Below are 18604 nucleotides of genomic sequence, written 5' to 3' on the forward strand. Positions count from 1 at the left end.
AGTGGGGCAACCTTCGGGGTGCCCGGGTCATCGCGCACGAGCAACGCAGGAGGAGCAAGCATGGCACAGGGATACCGGCAGACCTACGCAGCGGCAGTGAAGGATCCCGGGGCCTTTTGGCTGGCCCAGGCCTCCAAAATCCAATGGCACCGTGCGCCGAGCACCGCGCTGGACGAATCCCGCGCCCCACTGTATTCCTGGTTTCCCGACGGCACCTTGAACCTGACCGAATCCGCACTGGACCGCCATGTGGCCGCCGGTCGCGGGGACAGCACCGCACTGGTCTACGACTCGGCGATGCTCGGCACCGTGAGCCGCTACAGCTACAGCGAACTGCTCGGCGAGGTCGAGCGATTCGCCGGGGCGCTGCAGGCCCGCGGCATCGGTATGGGGGACCGGGTGCTGATCTACCTGCCGATGATTCCGCAGGCGGTCATCGCGATGCTCGCCTGCGCGCGACTGGGTGCCGTGCACTCGGTGGTGTTCGGCGGCTTCGCACCCAAGGAACTGGCCTCACGGATCGATGACGCGAGACCGGTCGCGGTGGTCACCGCCAGCGGCGGCATCGAACCCAGCCGCCGCATCGAGTACCTGCCGGCGGTGGCCCAGGCCCTGGATATGTCCGGCGGCAGCGTGCGGGACGTGATCGTCAGCCACCGCGATGGATTCGGCCATGCGCTCGCCGAGTACACGGACCGTGCGGAGAACTGGCTGGATTGGGAGGAAATCGCAGCCCAAGCTTCACCGGCCGGACCGGTGCCGGTCCCCAGCACCCACCCGCTCTACGTGCTCTACACCTCGGGAACCACCGGGGCGCCGAAAGGCGTGGTGCGTGATACCGGAGGATATGCCACCGCCCTGGCCTACTCGATGGGGGCAATTTTCGATGTGCGGCCCGGGGATACCATGTTCACCGCCAGCGACGTGGGATGGGTGGTGGGCCATTCCTACATCGTCTACGCCCCGCTGCTGGTGGGGGCCACCACCGTGCTCTACGAGGGCAAACCGGTAGGCACCCCCGATGCCGGGGTATTCGGGCGGATCATCGAGCGGCACCAGGTGACCACGATGTTCACCGCACCCACGGCGTTGCGGGCGATCCGCCGGGCGGATCCCGATGGCGGGCTGTGGACCGCCCACGACCTGGGCAGCCTGCGGTCCCTGTTCGTGGCCGGGGAACGACTGGACCCGGACACCTACCACTACGCCAGGGAGCTGCTGCAGGTTCCCGTGGTGGACAACTGGTGGCAGACCGAATCCGGGTGGCCGATCGCCGCGAACCCGCTGGGCCTGGACAACCTGGAACGCAAGGCCGGTTCGCCCTCCACCCCGGTCCCGGGATTCAATGTGCAGATCCGCGACGCCCTGGGCGAGAGCGTACCGGTGGGGGAGGAAGGCAATATCGTCATCGAGCTGCCGCTGCCGCCCGGGGCGCTGACCACCCTGTGGGGCAATGACCAGCGCTTTATCGACACCTACCTGAGCCAGCTCGATGGCTACTACATGACCGGGGACTCGGGCTTCATGGATCAGGACGGCTACCTGTTCGTGATGGGACGGACCGATGACGTGATCAACGTGTCCGGGCACCGGCTGTCCACCGGGGCCATGGAGCAGGTGCTGGCCAGCCATCAGGCGGTCGCCGAATGCGCGGTGATCGGGGTGAACGATCCGCTCAAGGGCCAGCGGCCGGTGGGGTACGTGGTGCTCAAATCCGGGGTCGAGATCGCAGCGGATCGGCTCAAGGCCGAGGTGGTGGCGATGGTGCGGGAGCACATCGGCGCGGTAGCCGACTTCCGCGAGGTCTCGGTGGTGTCGGCATTGCCCAAGACCCGTTCGGGAAAGATCCTGCGCAAGACCATGCGGCAGATCGCCGATGGCAAGGACTACCAGGTGCCCTCCACCATCGAGGACATCTCCGTGATCGAGGAGCTGATCCCGCTGCTGCGTCCGGGCAGCTAGCTCCCTGGCTGACGACGGAACGCGAACTGTTCGGGCGGCACTGCGCATCCGTGCCGGGGCTGACGCTGCCACGGCCCCGATGCGCTAGGGTTTTCTGCCATGTACCCGGAAACCGACGTGCCGGTTGTGGCGGCCCGACACCACTATTTCCAGACGCATCTGGTGCGTGCCCGGATGCGGGGTGAGACTGCTTCACTTGTATGGGCACGAACCGGGGCACAGCACCCCGAACTCAACCGGGTGCTGTGGTTCACCGCCCCAGAGGCCGCCTACGGCGTGGCACGAATGGAGGGTGTGCCGGCCCTCTGGTCGCTGTGGCCGGGAAGCGCAGGCTTCGATGCCGCCTTGGCAGCCGCACGCGGGCATGGCCTCGTTGCGATCGAGGAGGAGCCGCTCATGGCATTGCCCCTCGCCCGGAATGCCAAGGTGGACACGGCTGCGGGTTACGCGACATCTGAACCGGACGTGCGAATCACGGCGTGCCGTTCGCTCAAGGATCTCGAACGGTGGGTGCGCTTCTGGGCTGCTGAAGACGTCCCCGCAGGGCATCTGGCAGGCGTGGCCGCAGAACTTGCCCCCTTCGCTGGCTTCGGGCGGACCGGCAGGGCAGTGGAGGGAAGGGCCGTGACGCACTTTCTGGCTCTCCACGGTGAAACGGTCATCGGCTGCTCCGCGGCCGTGGTCACCGGCGCCTCGGCCGCAGTCGAACACGTGATCGTCGATGCCCGCTGGCGTTCGCGCGGGATCGGATCGCGACTGACCAACGCCGCAATCCACGAGGCGAGCAAGTCGGGTAGCGAGGTGTGTGTGCTGACCGCCTCGCCGGATGGGGAAGGGTTGTATCGACGCCTCGGATTCCTTGAAGTGTGTCGTGTCCTGAGTTACTCACGGGCCTGAGTCCTCCTGCCGTTGTTGCCGCCGGGCAGGCCGGGCACCACCAACCGAACCGCCGGGAGCGCGGCAGGTGGTGACCTGCTTCCTTCATGATCAGCCCGAGGGGAGACGATGGTGAGTCACAGGCCCGCTCGGGCCATGTGCTTGATGGTGACCGTACCGGAACCGGAGGCCCCTTCCGAAAAGCAACAGCGTGTCTCACGGAATGTCCCGTGCCGCCTCGCACTTGGGCGTCGGGTCCGTGTCCTTGCCCGAAGACACCAGGAAGCAGGCCATCGCCACCCTGGTAGCGGAACTATTGGCCAGCAGCGGCAAGATGCCCGGCAGCGCGGCCTTCAGACCGGAGGGTAGCGAGCGGGCTTTGCCGCTCCGTTGACGGTGTCGGGCCTGTCCGGCCACACTGACCCCAGGACCTGTGCGGATGGGTGAGCGTGGCCTAACTGACGGCCGCGCGGTACTCGTACTCCGGCCGGCCCCGGGTCCCCACACGTGGCTGCTTGTCCACGGTCTTGCTCTCGGCCAGGTGTTCCAGATAGCGCCGGGCCGTGACCCGGGACATGCCCAGTTCCTCGGCCAGTTCGGTGGCCGAAAAGGCCTGTTCGGGTCGTGTGGCCAGGTGCTCGCGGACCTGCTCCAGCCGCTCGATGATCAGTCCCTTGGGAAGCGACGCCGAGGTGCCGCCACTGCGCAGTTCGGAGAAGGCGTGGTCCAGTGCGGCTTGGGAGGTCGAGCCGCCGGTGGAGCGCATGGTGTCGATGAAGCGACGGTGGTTCTCCAGTTTTTCGCTGAAAGCCGCGAAACTGAAGGGTTTGATCAGGTACTGGGTGATTCCGGTGGCGACCGCCGAACGCACCACCGCCAGGTCGCGGACCGCGGTGATGGCGATGATATCCAGCGTGTAGCCGCGTCCGCGCATCCGGCGGGCCACGTCGATGCCGTGCAGGTCCGGCAGGGTCATGTCCAGCAGCACCAGGTCGAAGGGTTTTCCCTGTTCGTGGGCCTCGGCCAAAAGCTGCAGGGCGGTATTCCCGTTGCCGGCAATCGCCCCGGTGCTGAACCCCTCTACCCGGTCCACATAGGCGGCATGGGCGCGCGCGGTTTCCGGCTCGTCATCCACCACCAGGACCTTGAAGGCGGGGGCCGGCATGGATCGGGTCATGTCCCCTCCTCGGGCGCGCCGGGATCGGCGGGTGGGTGCTGCACCGGCAGTGTGACGGTGAAGATGGCCCCGGCGTCATTGTCTATCGACATTGTTCCATGCAATCTGGTCACCGCCTGCTGTACCAACGCCAGTCCGAGCCCCCGCGGCTGGGTGCCCGTTTTGCTGCTCACCCCGAAGCGCATCAGGTTCGCGATGAATTCCGGTTCGATTCCCGGCCCCGAATCGGCCACCGCGATGATCACCGCGTCGTGAAGGGCCGTGACCTCCACCCAGACGGTGGCATCCTCGGTGCCGACCGACACATCCAGCGCGTTGTCCAGCAGGTTGCCCACAATGGTGACGATGTCGGTGGCCTGGAAGGTATCCGGACGCACCACGCCTTCGGCGCTGATCTGCAACTGCACGCCGCGCTCATGGGCTTGGGCGGCCTTGGCCACCAGCAGGCTGGCCAGGTACACGTCGTCGATATTGCGCACGATCGCATCGGTCAGCGCCTGCGAGTTCTGCCGGTCGTCCACCGCGAAGGCCAGGGCCTTCTCGGCCTGCCCGTTTTCAATCAATGTGGCAATGGTGTGCAACCGGTTGGCGTGTTCGTGGGTTTGCGCGCGCAATGCGGTGGAAAAGGTCTTCAGCGACTGCACCTCACCGGCCAGTTCCTGCACCTCGGTCAAATCACGCAGGGTGAGTACCTGCCCGGTGGGAGGTTGCACCCCGAGCCAGCGCAGCGGTAGCCGGCTGCGCCCCGGTAGCTTGGTGCCCGAAAGCCGTGCCTGGGACTGCGAGACGGCCAGCACCGTGGATTCTCCCAGGTGGATCTCGTCGCGTGCCGCCCGCGAGGACAGCATCAGTTCACGCAGGGTCTCGGGCAACTGCACCTGCTCCAGGCCCAGCCCCTCATCGGGCACCTCGGGTGGCAGGCCCAGCAAACGCGCGGCCTCGGCGTTGTACAACACGATGCGCTGCTGCCTGTCGAGCAGCACCAGCCCCTCGCGTACCGAATGCAGGGCGGAGAAGTAGAAGGCGTAGAGCCGGCGCAAACCGTGTGGACCAAAGCCCAGGGTGGCGCGCTGCACGTAGCGGGAGAACCACCAGGAGGTGAACGCCGCCAGCGCCAGCACCAGGGTGGACACCAGCAGGATCTGCGGCAACTGCTCACGGAAGAGCAACTGCAGGTTTTCCATGGTGATGCCCACCGCCACCATGCCCACCACCGTGCCCGCATCGTCCATAACCGGGGCAATGGTGCGCACCGACAGTCCCAGGGTACCCACCGCCTGCTCGTTGTGCACCTGCCCGGCCAGCGCCTGGGCGGTGGAACCGGAATAGTGTTCACCCAGCTCTTCCGGGTCCGGGTGGGTGACCCGGACGGTATCCGGGGTCATGATCGTGATGAAGTCGATGCTCTCGGCATGCCGCAGGATGTCCTGGGTATACGGTTGCAGGTCGCTGGCCGGATCCGGACCTTGAAGGGCCGAACGCACAAACGGGTCATTGGCCAAGGTGATGGCCACGGTACTCACCGTCGATTGGCGCACATCCAGGACGATCTGGGACTGCTGGTGGTAGGTCGAGTAGGCCAACCCCGCCACCACCAGCAGCACCACAAGCATCTGCGCGGCAAAAATCCGGGCCGCGAAGGAGAACGCCTCACGGGTCAGCGGGGTGGGGGCATCACCGGACCCGGTGCTGGACATGGGCTTTTCCTCCCTGGTGTAAACGGCGTGTGAACAATATGAACGCAATAGAGATCCCGATCACTTTACCGCGCACCATTGATGAGAGACGAACCCCCAGCGTTGCAGGAATCACCATCTCGAGGCCGGGGACGTATCCATCATCGTCGTTCCCGTTGCCGATCCCTGGAGGACACCATGGCTGTCATCGAACAAACCGCACCCGGCGGGCCCGGTGGGCAGAACCAAGCCCCCGCCAAGAAGAAGGACCGCACCCACTGGCTGTACATCATGGTCATCGCCGCCGTGATCCTCGGCGCCACCCTGGGCCTGGTGGCCCCCGAGGTGGGCAAGGCCCTGAAGCCGCTGGGTACCGGATTCGTGGCCCTGATCAAGATGATCATCGCCCCGGTGATCTTCTGCACCATCGTGCTGGGAATCGGCTCGATCGCCAAGGCCGCCACAGTGGGCAAGGTCGGCGGGTTGGCGATGGTCTACTTCCTGGCCATGTCCACCTTCGCCTTGGCCATCGGCCTGGTGGTCGGCAACATCATCCACCCCGGTGAGGGCCTGGAACTGCAGCCCTACGACCCGGCAACAGCCGGCGAGGAGAACGCCACCGTCGCCTTCCTGCTGGCGATGATCCCCAAGGACATCCCCGTCCTGCCGACCCTGGTACTGGCCATCATCGTCGGATTCGCCTTGCAGTCCATGGGCAAGACCGGTGAGCCGGTGCTCAACGCGGTCAAGAACGTCCAGCTGGTGGTCTTCCGCATCATGATGATGATCATGTGGATCGCCCCGATCGGCGCCTTCGGTGCGATCGCCGCCGTCGTCGGCGCCACCGGTTGGGCCGCAATCGGCTCGATGGCCATCCTGATGGGGGCCTTCTACCTGACCTGCGCCCTGTTCATCGTGGTGATCCTCGGTACCCTGCTGCGCCTGGTCACCGGCCTGAACATCTTCCTGCTGCTGAAGTACCTGGCCCGCGAATACCTGCTGATCTTCTCCACCTCCTCCTCCGAATCCGCCCTGCCGCGGCTGATCGCCAAGATGGAGCACGCCGGTGTGTCCAAGCCGGTTGTGGGCATTACCGTACCCACCGGATACTCCTTCAACCTGGACGGCACCGCGATCTACCTGACCATGTCGGCGCTGTTCATTTCCACCGCCATGGACATGCCGATGAGCATCGGACAGCAGATCGGCCTGTTGGTCTTCATGATCATCGCCTCCAAGGGTGCCGCCGGGGTTACCGGCGCCGGCCTGGCCACCCTGGCGGCCGGCCTGCAGGCCCACAAGCCCGAACTGCTCGGCGGCATGGGAGTGATCGTGGGCATCGACAAGTTCATGTCCGAGGCCCGCGCACTGACCAACTTCACCGGGAACGCGGTGGCCACCTTCCTGATCGGCAAGTGGACCGGGGAACTGGACCGCGACCAGGCCCGGGCGGTACTCTCCGGGGCCCGTCCGTTCGATGAAACCAGCCTGAACCCCGAAGGCCACTAGGACCCGGCGGTCCGTATTCAACGCCCCATCACCATCGACGGTGATGGGGCGTTGCGCTGTCCGCAGGCAGAGGATTGTTGCCATGGGGCCGATGCTGGGGTTCAGCTGGGGTGGGCAGGGGTGTGGCGCGTCCAGCTCGCATACAACATTTGACTTAAGGTTCAAGGTAAAGGCTCGCCGGGCAGGGACGGGAATTGCCGGTTTTGACCGGGGGAGGCCGATAACCTGTAAACAAGGAAATGACCGATCCGAATGGGAAGTGTGGTTCACCAATCGTGAGCGAGGAACAGGGCAGCAAGATACGTGGGGCCGGAATGCTCAAGGATCCGAAACCAGTGGGTCCCACCGGCAAACCGCTGACCGATTTTCCCGAACCCGAGGCGCTGCCATCACATGGCCCGGCCCGGGTGATCGCGATGGTCAACCAGAAGGGCGGGGTGGGCAAGACCACCTCCACCATCAACCTGGCAGCGGCGCTGGCCGAATACGGCCGCAAGGTGCTGCTGGTGGATTTCGACCCGCAGGGGGCGCTCTCCGCAGGATTCGGGATCAACCCGCATGAGCTGGATGTCACCGTCTACAACGTGCTGATGGAACGCAACACCGGCATCCGCGATGCGATCCGTTCCACCGAGGTGGAGAATATCGACCTGCTGCCGGCCAATATCGACCTGTCTGCCGCCGAGGTGCAGCTGGTCAACGAGGTGGCCCGCGAACAGGCGCTGGAACGTGCCCTGCGCGAGGTCATCGACGACTACGACGTGGTGCTCATCGACTGCCAGCCCTCGCTGGGCCTGCTGACCATCAACGCGCTGACCGCCGCGCACGGGGTGATCATCCCGCTGACCGCCGAATTCTTCGCCCTGCGCGCCGTGGCCCTGCTGATGGAGACCATCGAGAAGGTCAAGGACCGGCTGAACCAGATGCTGGAGGTCGACGGGGTGCTGGCCACCATGTACGACGCCCGCACCCTGCACAGCCGCGAGGTCATCGGCCGGCTCGACGAGGCCTTCGGCGAGAAACTGTTCGAAACCGTCATCAAGCGCACCATCAAGTTCGCCGACGCGAATGTGGCCGCCGAGCCGATCACCAGCTACGCCACCAACCACCCCGGAGCCGAGGCCTACCGCAACCTGGCCAAGGAACTGATCTTCCGCGGCGGCGCCCCGTAATGACCGCCACCGTCACCAGCCCGGTCGCCAGTGACGATGCGCAGCCCGAAGCGGCCGCGGACCGGCGGTTCCACCTGGAACTGGAGAACTTCAACGGTCCCTTCGACGTCCTGCTGCACCTGATTACCGCCCGTGAACTGGATATCACCGAGGTCGCGCTCGCCGAGGTGACCGACGAGTTCATCGCCCATCTGCGTGCCCTGCAGGCCCGCGGCGGAGACGGGTTGAAGATGCTGGACGAGACCACCGAGTTCCTGGTGGTGGCCTCCACCTTGCTGGATCTGAAGGCCGCCCGGCTGCTGCCGCGCGGGGAAATGGCCGACGACGAGGACTTCGAGCTGCTCGAATCCCGGGATCTGCTCTTCGCCCGGCTGCTGCAGTACAAGGCGTTCAAGGAGGCGGCCGCGCTGCTGGGGCACAACTACGACGCCGAATCGGCGCGTGTGCCGCGCGAGGTGGCGTTGGAACCCCGGTTCGCGGCCCTGCTGCCCGAACTGGTGTTCAGCATCAGCCCCGAGGAGTTCGCCGCCGTGGCGCGCAAGGCCCTGGAACCCAAACCGGAACCGGTCACCGAGGTGGGCATCGGGCACCTGCACGGGGCCAATGTCACCATCGCCGAGGAAGCCCGGGCCCTGCACGGTAAACTCAGCGCGCACGGGACCCTGGATTTCGGTGCCCTCATCGCCGACGCGGACACCCAGCTGGTGGTCGTTGTGCGTTTCCTGGCCCTGCTGGAGATGTTCCGGCAAAAGGTGATCACCTTCGACCAACCCGATCCGCTGGGGGTGCTGCTGGTGTCGCTGGTCGATGCGGCCCGGCTGGATACCGACGCCCTGGACGACGACTACGATGCCTCCGCCGACCGGCATCGGTTGCAGCCGGCGGGTGCGGATGGTGAGCAGGATCATGGCTGAGACCCCCCGCATAGACCAGTTGCCCGGGGGGCTGGCTTCCGGACTGGAAGCGGTCCTGCTGGTGGCGGACCAGCCCGTGTCGGAGGCCCGTTTGGCGCAGATCTTCGAGGTCGAGGAGATCCGTATCACGGAAGCACTGCTTGCGCTGGCAAACGAGTATGATGGTAGGGATCGTCCGCGTGGGTTCGAACTTCGTCACGTCGCCTCCGGGTGGCGTTTCTACACGCGGGTCGATTATGCCGATTTCGTCTCCAGTTATGTGCTCGACGGGCAAACAGCACGCCTTTCGCAGGCGGCCCTGGAAACCCTGGCTGTCATCGCCTACCGACAGCCTGTCTCGCGTGGACGGATATCGGCGATTCGAGGTGTCAACGTCGATTCGGTGGTGCGTACACTGCTGAACCGTGGATTGATCAGTGCGTACCCGGATCTGGGTGACGGCGGGGCGACGCTGTACCAGACCACCGAGTACTTCCTGGAACGCATGGGCCTTTCCTCCCTGGAGGAGCTGCCCCCGCTGTCTCCACATCTGCCCGGTGTTGCCGACCTCGAATCGCTGGATTCGGCAATCTTCGACGACTAGGTGGACGCCGGTGTGCGGTTACCGACAGGTCGCGGTGCACCACCACCTTGGTGGAGGCACACACGTGAAACGTAACAGCAAAGGGAAACTTTTTCATGAGCAAGGGATCATCGACCCCCCGCAACCCGCGCGGCGGCCAGTCCCGTTCCGGCGCCTCGGGCACCGGACGCAAGCAGTCCTCGGCACGCAACAAGAACGAGACCGCGGCACCACGCAAGAACGCCGAGCGCGCCTACGGCAAGGACCCGTACACCCGTAACGTCAAGGGCGACTACGCCCGTCCCACCCAACGCGCCCGCGCGCAGGCCCGCGCCGAAGCCCAGGCCAAGCGCGCCACCACCGGCGAGTCCACCGAGGGTGTGCGCCTGCAGAAGGTCATGGCCAACGCCGGGGTGGCCTCGCGCCGCGCCTGCGAGGAAATGATCACCGAGGGCCGCGTCGAGGTCAACGGCGAACTCGTGGTCGAGCTCGGGGCCCGGGTGAACCCGGAAAAGGACACCATCCACGTCGATGGCATGCGCGTGCAGCTGAACACCACCAACAAGTACTACGTCTTCAACAAGCCCAAGCACGTGGTCTCCACCATGGATGACCCCGAGGGCCGCCGCACCATCAGCGACTACTTCAAGAACGAGCACAGCAACCTGCGCCTGTTCCATGTGGGCCGGCTGGACTACAAGACCGAGGGCCTGCTGATCCTGACCAACGACGGGGAACTGGCCAACCGCTTGCAGCACCCCAAGTACGAGGTCCCCAAGACCTACCTGGTACAGGTCGACGGGCCGCTGGCCAAGGGCGTGAGCAACAAGCTGCGCGAGGGCGTCAAGCTGGAGGACGGCTGGGCCTCGGTGGACGAGTTCCGCATCATCGACATGACCCCGTCCAAGGTGATGGTGGAGGTGACCCTGCACTCGGGACGCAACCGGATCGTGCGCCGCATGTTCGACGCGGTCGGCCACCCGGTCCAGCGCCTGGTGCGCGTATCCATCGGGCCGATCCAGCTCGGGGACCAGAAGCAGGGCACCATCCGCCCGCTGGGCAAGCAGGAAGTCGGACACCTGATGGCCCTGGTGGGAATGTAGCCCATGAACACCTCTCATCTTGCCGGACCGGTGCTGGTGATCGGCACCGGTTTGCTGGGAACCTCCGTCGGGTTGGGGCTGCGCGCCAAGGGCGTCCACGTGTACCTGGACGACATCTCACCCACCGCCTTGGGCGTCGCCCGGGATATCGGTGCCGGTACCGTCCTTGACGGGCACACCCCGATCGCCCCGGAACTGGTGGTCATCGGCGCTCCGCCGGATGTCACCGCCCACCTGGTCGCCGAGGCCCTGCTGGCCTACCCGAATGCGATCGTGGTGGATATCGCCAGCGTCAAGGGCTCGATCCTGCGTGCCCTGCACGCCGATGACCGGCTTGATGCGAATGCACTGTCCCGCTACGTGGGTACCCACCCGATGGCCGGACGCGAGAAGTCCGGTCCGGCCGCGGCCCGTGGCGCCCTGTTCACCTCGATGCCATGGGTCATCTGCCGCCATGAAGGCAGTGCGGCGCGTGCGGTGAAAACCGCCGAGTCGCTGGCTATCGACCTGGGCGCGGTCATGCACCGGATGGCGGTGGACGAGCACGACGCAGCGGTCGCGTTGATCAGCCACTTCCCGCAGGCCGCCAGCTCGATGATCGCCTCCCGTCTGCTCACCGCCGACGCCCACCAGCTGGGATTGGCCGGCAACGGGCTACGCGACACCACCAGGATCGCGGCCAGCGACGCGAAGCTCTGGATCCAGATCTTCGCGCACAACGCCCCGGCGCTGATCCCGATCCTCACCGGTATGAAGGAAGACCTGGACCGGCTGATCAACACCTTGGACAACCCGGATGCGCCCGGCGCCCTGCTGGACCTGTCCCAGCTGATGACGGAGGGCAACGCCGGGCATGCGCGGATCCCGGGCAAGCACGGCGCCCCGCCACAGGCCTTCGCGCAGGTCACCGTGGTAGTCGACGACAAACCCGGGCAGATCGCGAAACTGCTGGCCGAAATCGGCGAGGCCGGGATCAACCTGGAAGACCTGCGCATGGAACACTCCGCGGGACACCAGGTGGGCCTGGTGGATGTGGCGGTGGTTCCCGGCCGGCGTGATGAACTGATAGACGTATTGACCGGCAACGGATGGAAAGTAGTGCAGTGAGCAGCAACCAGCAGATCGTGATTGCCATCGACGGCCCCTCGGGTTCGGGCAAATCCTCGGTATCCAAGGCCGTGGCCCGTGCCCTGGACGCCGCCTACCTGGACACCGGGGCGATGTACCGCGCGGTGACCTACTCGGTGCTGGCCGCCGGTACCGACCTGTCCGACGCCGCGGCCATCAGCCAGGCCGTGAAGGACGCGGACCTGGCGATCTCCACCGACCCGGACCTGGAACAGGTGCTCATCGGCGGGCACGATGTCACCACCGCCATCCGTGAACCGCGGATCAGTGAAAACGTCTCGGCCGTGGCCACCAACCTGGAAGCCCGGGCCGAATTGGTCCGCCGACAGCGCCAGATCATCGCGGCGCACCCGCGCATCGTGGCCGAAGGCCGGGACATCACCACCGTGGTGGCTCCCGACGCCGACGCCCGGATCCTGCTGACCGCCTCCGAAGCGGTCCGCATGGCCCGCCGCGGCCTGGAACTGGGCGGCACCCAGTCCGCCGAGCAACTGGCCACCCAGGTGCTGGCCCGCGACGCGAAGGATTCGACCGTCGTGAACTTCACCCAGGCCGCCGACGGGGTCATCACCGTCGACTCCTCCGAGCTGGACTTCGAACAGACCGTTGCCGCGGTGCTTGACGCCGCCGGCGCAGGCACCGAAGACTAGCCACAATGCCGGTTGCCCGGCACCGGCACATCCACCCGTTCCTTCCGGCCGCTGTCGTGAGACATCCGGCTGCACCTACCGCCTTGAAAGGGAAGACCATGAGCGAGAAACGCACTTCCGAAGACGATTACATCCCGGCCAGTGACGACGACATCGTCGAACGGCTGGGCGCGCTCAGCGACGAGGAAGCCGAGCAGCGGGCGCAGGCCCTGCGTGCCGGGCTGGCCGACTACGACCTGGACGAGGAGGACGCGGCCCTGCTGGCAGGGCTGGACACCGATCTCGACGAGGACTCGGATATCGGCATCCCACCCGTGCTGGCCGTCATCGGACGACCCAATGTGGGCAAGTCCACCCTGGTCAACAGGATCCTGGGCCGCCGTGAGGCCGTCGTCGAGGACGTGCCCGGGGTGACCCGTGACCGTGTGTCCTACAACGCCGAATGGGACGGCCGGGACTTCTCGCTGGTGGACACCGGCGGCTGGGAACACGACGCCAAAGGCATCCACGCCTCGGTAGCCGAGCAGGCCGAGATCGCCGCCGACGTGTCGGATGTGATCCTCTTTGTGGTGGACAGCCATGTGGGGGCCACCGCCACCGACGAGGCCGTGGTCAAGATGCTGCGCCGCAAGGGCAAGCCGGTGTTCCTGGTGGCCAACAAGGTCGATGATTTCAACCAGGAAGCCGAGGCCGCCTCGCTGTGGGGACTGGGATTCGGCCAGCCGTGGCCCGTCTCGGCACTGCACGGACGCGGCACCGCCGACCTGCTGGACGCCGTCATGGAGAAGATGCCGGAGTTCTCCGCCTTCGGCGGGGTCATCCCGCGCGGCGGTCCACGCCGCATCGCGCTGATTGGGCGCCCGAACGTGGGCAAGAGCTCGCTGCTGAACAAGCTGGCCGGCTCCGAACGAGTGGTCGTCGACGACTTCGCCGGCACCACCCGCGACCCGGTGGACGAGCTGGTCGAACTCGGTGGAAACGTCTGGCGCTTCGTGGACACCGCAGGAATCCGCCGCCGCCAGCATATGGCGGTCGGCTCGGACTACTACGCCTCGCTGCGCACCCAGGCCGCCCTGGAAAAGGCCGAGGTGGCCGTGATCCTGCTGGCCGCCGATGAGGTTGTCTCCGAACAGGATGTGCGCATCATCCAGCTGGCCATCGAGGCCGGCCGTGCGCTGGTGGTGGTCTTCAACAAGTGGGACAACGTCGACGCGGATCGCCGGCTCTACCTGGAGAAGGAGATCGAACGAGATCTTGCGCACATCGACTGGGCGCCACGGGTGAACATCTCGGCGCTGACCGGTTGGCACAAGGACAAGCTGGTTCCCGCGCTGAACACCGCACTGGATTCCTGGGACAAGCGCATCCCGACCGGCAAGCTCAACGCCTTCCTCGGCGAGCTGGTGGCGGCCCACCCGCACCCGGTCCGCGGTGGCAAGCAGCCACGCATCCTGTTCGGCACCCAGGCCTCGTCCCGCCCACCGCGGTTCGTCCTGTTCACCACCGGTTTCCTGGATCCGGGCTACCGCCGGTACATCGCCCGTCGGTTGCGTGAGACCTTCGGCTTCGAAGGCACACCGATCGAGGTGTCGATGCGCATCCGCGAACGTCGCGGACGTAACAGGTAGCGGTGGCCGATTCGATCCTGCAGGCAATTGTGGTGTAGGGTTATCTAGGAGCTTTTCGTAGGCGGCACCGCCGGTCTTAGGGTCGGGGGAGAACGGCTGCGAAAGCAATTCGGGCTATGGCGCAGCTTGGTAGCGCGCCTGACTGGGGGTCAGGAGGCCGTGGGTTCAAATCCCGCTAGCCCGACCAAAATGGATTTATTGGAACAATCGTCCCGGTAATATCCAGCAAGAGAATACGACAGAGGTGACGCCGGGAAACCGGCGTCACTTTCTTTATGATCGTTGTCATGGTCCGAATGGCCGAATATCGCGTTCTGGGACGGTTTTGGTGATCGGGAGGTTGATTCACCGTTTCGACCGGCTGGACACGCCTGTGTCGATTCTGCGGACAGTGTGGTTTTGGCAACACCCTGTGGATAACCGAATTCGCGGTTGGCGGCAACGACTGAGGCGAACGGTTCGCGAACCGGTGCCGTGTACCCTGACTCGTCCCATACATCCATACGTTCGAAATAGGTTTGCAGCATGATGCGGCGATGGCTATCAGGGGAGTACTTTGTAGTACTGCTTTGGATCGTTCAGCTGCTGGGATGCTTCGCGAAGGACGCGGACGCCGAGAGCAAGCTGTTCGTTCATGCTTTCCATCCGGGATTGGATAGCGTCAGGACATTCATCTTTTCCCGCGCTTGATCCTTGTTGAGGATCCCATCGGTTAGTGCGTCAATGAGGCGAGATTCTTTGCGAGTGCGCTGTTCGAGTTCTTCTCGCAGTTGCGCTCGGGCGGGGCTGACACTCTTTTGTTCGTCGTGAACTGCAGCATCGAGTCGGGCATCTAGGAAACCGGCGTGCGCTGGCGTGTTGGTGCCGGCTGCTACGTCCAATCGCACTCGTGGGTGGCCGACAACCTGGCGTTTTCGGTCATCGCGGTGATCAGAAGCCCCGGATGCTGCCCACAGGCATGTTCACCGAGTTGCTCCGCGACCGCCCGTAGATTATCCATGCTGTCCGCCAACGCATCATCCACCAGGAGCACCACCTCGTTGTCGTACACCGAGCTCGCGTCCCTGACCTGGTGACGCAGTGTTGCCGACTCCATGGTGCCTCCATCGGCGGATACCCAGGAAGCCATTAAATCCGCGGCCAGGGTGCTGGTGGCATCGCGGATGGGCCATGGGGCCTGAACCGGTGTCCTGCTCGGTAGCGCCTGGACGATGGGCGTGTGCGCGTTGGCCTCCGCCGTCAGTTGTTGGTGGATTTCAGGAAGGAGGGGCTCATCGCGCTCATCACCAGCAACACCACAATGGCTACCAGCATGGTCAATACCGAAAGGTTTCCCAGGAATCTCTTTGTGCGGCGCGACATGCATACTCCTATGGTTCAGGTGTCCATCGGTAGTCTGCGATCACCGGCCGACAACAAGGGAAATAGGTTAAGCCGGGGCACCGCCATCGTCCCTTCGCGAACGCGGCGGACTTGTATCCCGCCCCACTGCTGCCGGTAAGTGAAGGCCGCGCTAGGCGCGCAGGGTGTAGGGGAAACTGCCAGCCAGATTCGCCGAATAGGGGCGTAGACTGGAAGTACGGTTCCTTCGGCCATGGGGTTTAGGTCCACGGCAGGGGAATCGCGGAGTTGGTCGCGAACTTTTGTGCCGGGCAAGCCTATGGAACCGGCGATCAGATAATGCAGGAGCCATTGACCGGCACAGCGACACGGGACACGGCTGAGACAAGTACCGGTCTTCGTGGATTAGGTCAAAGGTGACCGTTTAGCGTATCTGATTCCATGATTGGTTCTTCCAATGATTTCCACCGACTTCAGCCGCGGCGCATCGCCGGGCATGGGCTCCCTGGCTACCTACGTGCGCAGCCATGGGCTACTCCGCAGACGATACTTGTACTATTGGCTGCTTCTCACAATACTTCTAGCCGCGCTGGGATCCACGGCGGTGACGTTCGTCGCCGTCGGCGACACGTGGTGGCAAATGGTGATTGCCCCGGCCAGTGCGCTGATCCTGGTGCATTTTGCTTTTCTGGTGCACGATTCATCCCACTTCCAGATTTTCCGTTCCGCACGGGCCAACGAGTACTTCAGCATCATTATGGCCAGCCTGGTCATCGGGGCCAGCTACAGCTGGTGGCAGGCCAAGCACACGCGGCACCATAAGAACCCGAACCACATCACCCTGGATCCGGATGTGAGCCTACCTGTCGTGCCGGCAACGGCGACGAGCGGGTTCCTGCGCAGGCTTCCGGTAGTACGCACCGTTGCCGCCCGACAAGGCCTGTTGCTGTTCCCCTTGATGTTCCTCGAAGGCCTTTCGCTTTACTTCGAGAGCTGGAAGTACCTACTGGCCCAACGAAAAGTCCGGTATCGGTACCTTCAGCTGGGTCTGATGACCGTTCACGCGGCGGCCGTGGCACTGCTGCTACTGTTCACCCTGTCCTGGGGAGTAGCAGCAGCAGTGTGGGGTGTCCACATCGGACTCTTCGGCTTTTACCTGGGCATGGTATTCGCCCTGAACCACAAGGGGATGCCGTTGGTCGCGGACAACGGCAAATCGGATTTCCTGTTGCGCCAGGTGCTAGTGAGCCGCAACATCATCTCCAGCCGGTTCCTCGCCGCGGTCATGGGCGGTCTGAACAACCAGATTGAACACCATTTGTTTCCCACCGCTCCGCGGCCCGTGCTGTTCGAACTCGCGAGGATCGTCAAGGCATATTGCAATGAACACGGGGTTCCCTACACGGAAACCACATTGACCGAGAGCTACCGGCGCGTATACCGGTATGTGAACAAGGTCGGGATCGGGCGAAGCGACGACTACGTCTGTCCGTTGGGGGAGTACCGGACCTCGGACAGCATTTCCAACTGTCTCCCACCTTGGGGAACAGCCAACAGACAAGGCAGTGAGTCCCATGGACAAGCCGGCACAATGCCCACGGTGTTATCGGGCGTCGATACAAGAGACAGAAACCCTGAGATACGTGGACGAGGAGAAGCAACTCAGGAGATGGGATAACGAGGGAGGGAACACCGCAGGGCACTATCAGGACCAGCGGATGGCGATGCGCCAGGTGTTATGGACCTGCTCGTCGTGCGGCTGGAACAAGATCGGGTTCAGCGCCCTGGAGCCGCTGCAGGGACCCGAACCCCAGCCACTGGCCCAGCCCTAGGCATCTCCCTGTAACGCAGGACGTCATCCGATCACCTCACCCGGCTACGTCCGAAGCACCACGTGCCCCGGACATAGCCGGGTGGCCAGTGTGCAGCACCACCTATGCCGAGCCTCCGGTGCGCCAGCGCAGTGCCTGCGGATGGATCGTTGTTCGCTCACGGGTAAGTGTAGCCGCAGCACGGCGACCCCGAGCCGCCAGCGGGCCGCTGTCGCGGTGCGCGGCCCTTGGGTGGCCAGAACACCACCGATCTTGTGAATTATGCCGTTAACTTGGGCGTCAACAATGCCTGCGCCTGGTCTTGTGTTCTAGGCTGGGGCCAACGGCGACATGGATTACGCCGCGTGGTTGTGAAGGAGTGATGCGTGATGACGACCTTGTTTCTCACCGGTGGGGGCCTGCCTGGCTGGATCTGGGATCAGGTCAGGGCCCAACTTAAGGAAGGGTCCGTGGTGATCCAGTTTCCCGATGGGCAGGGAACCCTGGAGGAACACGCTCAGCTGGTCATTGATGCAATGCCCCCGGGTGACGAGAAGGTCAACTTGGTGGCGCACTCGGTCTCGGCCTCGGTGGCTGCGGAAGTCGCCGCACGGGTTCCCGACCGCCTGGATTCGGTACTGCTCATCTCCTCGCTGCTTCCGCAAAGCGGGAAGTCACTGGTCGATGTGTTGCCGTTGGTCGGCCCGAAATTGGTGGGACCGCAGCTGGTGAAGACCGGACTTAAACTCAGCGAGAAGCGTTTGCGGGCCATGGGCCCCGGGGTGGCCACCGTGGTGCTGGACAAACTCGTGCGCGAGACGGGGACGTTCTCCGGCAAGGTGCTGGCCGAACCCATCGGTGCGCCGTCCTGGCCGGCACGTCGCGGATATGTGTTGACCACCGAGGACACCGCCGTACCGACCTCCTTTCAGACCCGTGCGGCCAAGCGTTTTGATGCCACCGTGTACTCCCTGGACACCGGGCATCTGCCGATGCTCACCCGAGCGCCGGATCTGGCACGCATCATCGAACGCTTCACCTCCTGATCCCCTCCGACTAACCGTAGCCCTGCAGCGGGCCGTCTAGGGGAACCGC

At 64.7% G+C, this 18604-nt stretch carries 17 protein-coding genes and 1 tRNA gene; 14 read left to right on the top strand and 4 right to left on the bottom strand.

The window, feature by feature from the left end; genetic code table 11:
* Positions 1-60 precede the first annotated feature (60 nt).
* Together OK351_RS15835 and OK351_RS15840 are read left to right on the top strand one after the other, a co-directional pair.
* Entirely contained in the window at positions 61-1962 is a 1902-nt protein-coding gene (locus tag OK351_RS15835; RefSeq protein ID WP_265160940.1) for an AMP-binding protein, read from the top strand.
* 99 nt (positions 1963-2061) lie between these two features.
* Positions 2062-2859 carry a GNAT family N-acetyltransferase gene (locus tag OK351_RS15840; protein ID WP_265160943.1) on the top strand — a complete coding sequence of 266 codons (798 nt, stop codon included), beginning with the start codon at positions 2062-2064 and terminating at the stop codon, positions 2857-2859.
* A 433-nt stretch (positions 2860-3292) separates the two neighbouring features.
* Here the strand turns inward: OK351_RS15840 and OK351_RS15845 are convergent, their stop codons facing one another.
* Together OK351_RS15845 and OK351_RS15850 are read right to left on the bottom strand one after the other, a co-directional pair.
* Entirely contained in the window at positions 3293-4015 is a 723-nt protein-coding gene (locus OK351_RS15845) for a response regulator (RefSeq protein ID WP_265160945.1), read from the bottom strand.
* On the bottom strand, positions 4012-5712 hold the full coding sequence (locus OK351_RS15850; RefSeq protein ID WP_265160947.1) for a sensor histidine kinase: 1701 nt from the start codon (positions 5710-5712) through the stop codon (positions 4012-4014). The genes OK351_RS15845 and OK351_RS15850 overlap by 4 nt, the downstream gene beginning before the upstream one ends.
* 177 nt (positions 5713-5889) lie before the next feature.
* Here OK351_RS15850 and OK351_RS15855 point away from each other — a divergent pair, with 177 nt between their 5' ends.
* The 9 genes from OK351_RS15855 to OK351_RS15895 all read left to right on the top strand — a co-directional run bounded on the left by OK351_RS15855 (position 5890) and on the right by OK351_RS15895 (position 14544).
* Positions 5890-7200, top strand: a complete 1311-nt coding sequence (locus OK351_RS15855; protein ID WP_265160949.1) for a cation:dicarboxylate symporter family transporter — start codon at positions 5890-5892, stop codon at positions 7198-7200.
* Between the two features lie 275 nt (positions 7201-7475).
* A complete protein-coding gene (locus OK351_RS15860) occupies positions 7476-8372 on the top strand; it encodes a ParA family protein (RefSeq protein WP_371931472.1) in 897 nt (298 codons plus the stop codon).
* Entirely contained in the window at positions 8372-9286 is a 915-nt protein-coding gene (locus OK351_RS15865) for a segregation and condensation protein A (RefSeq protein WP_265160952.1), read from the top strand. The genes OK351_RS15860 and OK351_RS15865 overlap by 1 nt, the downstream gene beginning before the upstream one ends.
* The gene (gene scpB / locus OK351_RS15870; RefSeq protein WP_265160954.1) at positions 9279-9869 is read left to right on the top strand and encodes an SMC-Scp complex subunit ScpB; all 591 of its coding nucleotides are present in this window, start codon (positions 9279-9281) and stop codon (positions 9867-9869) included. Before OK351_RS15865 ends, scpB begins: the two co-directional genes overlap by 8 nt.
* A 95-nt stretch (positions 9870-9964) precedes the next feature.
* On the top strand, positions 9965-10951 hold the full coding sequence (locus tag OK351_RS15875; RefSeq protein WP_265160956.1) for a pseudouridine synthase: 987 nt from the start codon (positions 9965-9967) through the stop codon (positions 10949-10951).
* Between the two features lie 3 nt (positions 10952-10954).
* Positions 10955-12058: a prephenate dehydrogenase gene (locus OK351_RS15880; protein ID WP_265160958.1), complete on the top strand. Its 1104-nt coding sequence runs from the start codon at positions 10955-10957 to the stop codon at positions 12056-12058.
* Positions 12040-12729, top strand: coding sequence for a (d)CMP kinase (gene cmk / locus OK351_RS15885; protein ID WP_265160961.1), 690 nt, complete (start codon positions 12040-12042; stop codon positions 12727-12729). The genes OK351_RS15880 and cmk overlap by 19 nt, the downstream gene beginning before the upstream one ends.
* Positions 12730-12827: 98 nt before the next feature.
* Positions 12828-14357, top strand: coding sequence for a ribosome biogenesis GTPase Der (gene der / locus OK351_RS15890; protein ID WP_265160964.1), 1530 nt, complete (start codon positions 12828-12830; stop codon positions 14355-14357).
* A gap of 110 nt (positions 14358-14467) precedes the next feature.
* Positions 14468-14544 (top strand) — tRNA-Pro (locus OK351_RS15895).
* 684 nt (positions 14545-15228) lie between these two features.
* Here OK351_RS15895 and OK351_RS15900 read toward each other — a convergent pair.
* Both OK351_RS15900 and OK351_RS15905 read right to left on the bottom strand, forming a co-directional pair.
* Entirely contained in the window at positions 15229-15453 is a 225-nt protein-coding gene (locus tag OK351_RS15900; protein ID WP_265160966.1) for a hypothetical protein, read from the bottom strand.
* A gap of 143 nt (positions 15454-15596) precedes the next feature.
* Positions 15597-15719 carry a hypothetical protein gene (locus OK351_RS15905; RefSeq protein ID WP_265160968.1) on the bottom strand — a complete coding sequence of 41 codons (123 nt, stop codon included), beginning with the start codon at positions 15717-15719 and terminating at the stop codon, positions 15597-15599.
* A 436-nt stretch (positions 15720-16155) separates the two neighbouring features.
* Here OK351_RS15905 and OK351_RS15910 point away from each other — a divergent pair, with 436 nt between their 5' ends.
* The 3 genes from OK351_RS15910 (at position 16156) to OK351_RS15920 (ending at position 18555) form a co-directional block, all read left to right on the top strand.
* Positions 16156-17376, top strand: a complete 1221-nt coding sequence (locus tag OK351_RS15910) for a fatty acid desaturase family protein (RefSeq protein WP_265160970.1) — start codon at positions 16156-16158, stop codon at positions 17374-17376.
* Positions 17342-17530 carry a hypothetical protein gene (locus OK351_RS15915; protein WP_265160972.1) on the top strand — a complete coding sequence of 63 codons (189 nt, stop codon included), beginning with the start codon at positions 17342-17344 and terminating at the stop codon, positions 17528-17530. The genes OK351_RS15910 and OK351_RS15915 overlap by 35 nt, the downstream gene beginning before the upstream one ends.
* Positions 17531-17898: 368 nt before the next feature.
* The gene (locus OK351_RS15920; RefSeq protein ID WP_265160974.1) at positions 17899-18555 is read left to right on the top strand and encodes an alpha/beta fold hydrolase; all 657 of its coding nucleotides are present in this window, start codon (positions 17899-17901) and stop codon (positions 18553-18555) included.
* The last annotated feature ends 49 nt before the right edge of the window (positions 18556-18604 follow it).

Origin of the sequence: Glutamicibacter sp. MNS18, assembly GCF_026107515.2 — a bacterium.
Taxonomy (GTDB): domain Bacteria; phylum Actinomycetota; class Actinomycetes; order Actinomycetales; family Micrococcaceae; genus Glutamicibacter.

Bases quoted from the DNA above. Each gene is read 5' to 3' on its own strand.
- OK351_RS15835 (WP_265160940.1), top strand. From the start codon at position 61: ATGGCACAGGGATACCGGCAGACCTACGCAGCGGCAGTGAAGGATCCC.
- OK351_RS15840 (WP_265160943.1), top strand. From the start codon at position 2,062: ATGTACCCGGAAACCGACGTGCCGGTTGTGGCGGCCCGACACCACTAT.
- OK351_RS15845 (WP_265160945.1), bottom strand. From the start codon at position 4,015: ATGACCCGATCCATGCCGGCCCCCGCCTTCAAGGTCCTGGTGGTGGAT.
- OK351_RS15850 (WP_265160947.1), bottom strand. From the start codon at position 5,712: ATGTCCAGCACCGGGTCCGGTGATGCCCCCACCCCGCTGACCCGTGAG.
- OK351_RS15855 (WP_265160949.1), top strand. From the start codon at position 5,890: ATGGCTGTCATCGAACAAACCGCACCCGGCGGGCCCGGTGGGCAGAAC.
- OK351_RS15865 (WP_265160952.1), top strand. From the start codon at position 8,372: ATGACCGCCACCGTCACCAGCCCGGTCGCCAGTGACGATGCGCAGCCC.
- scpB (WP_265160954.1), top strand. From the start codon at position 9,279: ATGGCTGAGACCCCCCGCATAGACCAGTTGCCCGGGGGGCTGGCTTCC.
- OK351_RS15875 (WP_265160956.1), top strand. From the start codon at position 9,965: ATGAGCAAGGGATCATCGACCCCCCGCAACCCGCGCGGCGGCCAGTCC.
- OK351_RS15880 (WP_265160958.1), top strand. From the start codon at position 10,955: ATGAACACCTCTCATCTTGCCGGACCGGTGCTGGTGATCGGCACCGGT.
- cmk (WP_265160961.1), top strand. From the start codon at position 12,040: ATGGAAAGTAGTGCAGTGAGCAGCAACCAGCAGATCGTGATTGCCATC.
- der (WP_265160964.1), top strand. From the start codon at position 12,828: ATGAGCGAGAAACGCACTTCCGAAGACGATTACATCCCGGCCAGTGAC.
- OK351_RS15900 (WP_265160966.1), bottom strand. From the start codon at position 15,453: ATGGAGTCGGCAACACTGCGTCACCAGGTCAGGGACGCGAGCTCGGTG.
- OK351_RS15905 (WP_265160968.1), bottom strand. From the start codon at position 15,719: ATGTCGCGCCGCACAAAGAGATTCCTGGGAAACCTTTCGGTATTGACC.
- OK351_RS15910 (WP_265160970.1), top strand. From the start codon at position 16,156: ATGATTTCCACCGACTTCAGCCGCGGCGCATCGCCGGGCATGGGCTCC.
- OK351_RS15920 (WP_265160974.1), top strand. From the start codon at position 17,899: ATGACGACCTTGTTTCTCACCGGTGGGGGCCTGCCTGGCTGGATCTGG.